The following is a 2,636-nucleotide window of genomic DNA, read 5'->3' on the forward strand; positions in this document are numbered from 1 at the left end:
ACGATTTGGGCGTAATCGTTTACTTATCAACTCATCTCCACAAAAACGTTATTGGTCAATTCATCGCTAGCCATTCATTATTAGTAGGTTTCTATGAAAAGTATATTTAAAAATCGTTTAACGGATAAAGAACATCACATTAAGACATTGCGAATTGTCATTGTTGGTTTATTTGCCGTAATCCTTTTAATGGGAATTGGCTGGTCAACTGCACCTAGCCGATTACAAATTTATACACCACCTGATTTAAGAGGGGGTAGTCAGCGTCCTTGGTGGGAAGTGCCAACTTCTACAGTGTATGGCTTCGCATTTTATATTTTTCAACAACTAAATAGGTGGCCAACTAATGGGCAAGAAGACTATAAGCGCAATATTTTTGCACTCAGTAATTATCTCACACCTGGTTGTAAAGCATTTTTAGAGCAAGATTACAAAGATAGAGATAGTTTTGGTGAGCTAAAAAATCGGATTCGTGGTGTATATGAAATCCCTGGACGTGGATTTAGTAACAGTCGGGTACAAGTGCTAAGTCAAGATGATTGGATAGTGAATTTAGATTTAACTACCGATGAATATTACGGTGATGAAGCAGTGAAACGTACCTTAGTCCGTTATCCCGTCAAAGTCGTCAGGATGGAAAGTGATCTTGAACGCAATCCTTGGGGACTTGCTTTAGATTGCTATGCCGAAACGCCAAAACGCTTAGAGCTGATGAATGCAGAAGAAGGAAATAAATAATGAAATTATCTACTACAACGAAACTCACTTTATTTGTTGTTACCAGTGTTATCTCCCTGCAAGCATCAGCAGAGATATTAATGCAGTGGCAACGTACTCCTTTAGCGATTGACTTAAATGTGGAGCAAGAACGGATTATTTTTGTTGAGCGAAATGTAAAAATTGGTTACCCACCGTCTTTATCTGGAAAGTTGCGTATTCAAAATGCAGGCGGAACACTCTATTTAAAACCCACACAAGCATTTCCTGAAACTCGCCTACAATTGCAGGATATGCAAAATGGCGAAATTATCCTGCTTGATGTCGAAGCGAAAGCAAATAAAGATAAATTAGAGCCAATTAAGTTAGTTTATGAGCCAAAACAGGCAACAGACAGTACCACTTTTGGTGACATTGAGCAAGAAAACCAGCCACTTTCAGATGTTGCCCAACCAAAATCCAGTTTACCTACACCAGCCGCATTGACGCGTTATGCAGCCCAATCTTTATATGCGCCACTTCGCACCGTTGAACCGCTAGATGGTGTACAAAGTGTTCATCATCGTTTGCCTACTAACATTACAACACTGTTACCAGGCTTACCTGTTAAAGCAACACCATTAGCAGCTTGGCAACTAGGTGATTATGTAGTCACAGCCGTAAAACTTAAAAATCAATCTGCTGAAATTATCAAACTTGATCCTCGCTATATTCAAGGGCGCTTTTATGCGGCGACTTATCAACACAACTGGTTAGGCGGGAAAGGAACGGCAGAAGATACAACAACGGTTTATCTTATCTCTCTCGGTAGTGCAGATAATGCAGTGATTGCAGAACCCAAACGTGTAGCTAAAAAAACAGTGAAATCTACTCGTACTCATCAATCGGAGGGAAAATAAGATGCAACTCAAGCAAAATAGCCTGTTGAAATTTATTGTACCTACTGCCATCGCTGCTGCTGTTTTTATCGGGATTAAAGCCTATAAATCAAATTCTGAAGTCAGTACTACACCAGTACAATCAACCATTTATGACTTAAAGCCAGAAGAATTACGTGCGTTGGGAATCGATGGGGATACACCACAGGACACGATTCGCACCTTAGTCGGTACACTAAAGCGAACTCGTCAAGATATTGAAGAGGTGAAAGCGCAAAATGCCGATCTCTTAAAACGCAATAAACAGCTAACAGATCAACAAACCAATGTTGATGCACAGATTCAGAGCGCATTAGAGCGTGAACGCAATAATCTCACCATTGAGTTTGAACAACGTGCAGCAAGCTTAACTGATCAGCTTGAGCAGAAGTTAGCCAATTTACCACAGTTTGATTTTAATACCACTTCACCAACTCAAACTCAAGAACAAAAGAATACAAGTGTAGATGAGGGCTTTGGCGATATTCCTATTAATGGCGATGTTTCAATGGGTATGCAGTGGGTGATGCCTGCTGATATGCAAGCATTAGATCGTAACGGTAAACCTGTTGCAGCTGGACAACAAGCGGATTCCTTTGGCTTCCCAAGCTTATTTAATGAGCTAGATAACTCAATGGTAGGCAAAGCGCACGAAGATTTAACGGGCGTAAAAAGTAAAACGCGTGATGAAAAACCACCTGTACCGATTTATACCTTACCTGAAAATTCCACCTTAATTGGCTCAGTAGCCATGACCGCTCTCTTAGGGCGTGTACCCATTGATGGTGTAGTCAATGATCCTTACCCGTTTAAAGTGTTAGTTGGTAAAGAAAATCTCACTGCCAATGGGATGATGTTACCGAATGTAGAAGGTGCGATTCTTTCTGGAACTGCCAGTGGAGACTGGACACTCTCTTGTGTACGCGGAAAAGTGACAAGCATTACGCTAGTATTTAATGATGGCCGTGTTCGAACACTCCCGCAAGGTCGTCAAAGTAATAA

At 40.8% G+C, this 2,636-nt stretch carries 3 protein-coding genes; all 3 read left to right on the plus strand.

The annotated features are described in order from the left end of the window. Positions 1-93 precede the first annotated feature (93 nt). Positions 94-738 (plus strand): PFL_4703 family integrating conjugative element protein, encoded by a 645-nt coding sequence (locus tag PF272_RS03185; protein WP_271141604.1) that lies wholly within the window; start codon positions 94-96, stop codon positions 736-738. Continuing rightward, positions 738-1,616, plus strand: a complete 879-nt coding sequence (locus tag PF272_RS03190; RefSeq protein ID WP_271141605.1) for a TIGR03749 family integrating conjugative element protein — start codon at positions 738-740, stop codon at positions 1,614-1,616. Before PF272_RS03185 ends, PF272_RS03190 begins: the two co-directional genes overlap by 1 nt. Before the next feature lies 1 nt (position 1,617). Continuing rightward, a partial coding sequence (locus PF272_RS03195) for a TIGR03752 family integrating conjugative element protein (RefSeq protein ID WP_271141606.1) occupies positions 1,618-2,636 on the plus strand: 1,019 nt, incomplete at its 3' end.

This window comes from Gallibacterium faecale (assembly GCF_027920745.1).
Lineage (GTDB): Bacteria > Pseudomonadota > Gammaproteobacteria > Enterobacterales > Pasteurellaceae > Gallibacterium > Gallibacterium faecale.

Bases quoted from the DNA above. Each gene is read 5' to 3' on its own strand.
- PF272_RS03185 (WP_271141604.1), top strand. From the start codon at position 94: ATGAAAAGTATATTTAAAAATCGTTTAACGGATAAAGAACATCACATT.
- PF272_RS03190 (WP_271141605.1), top strand. From the start codon at position 738: ATGAAATTATCTACTACAACGAAACTCACTTTATTTGTTGTTACCAGT.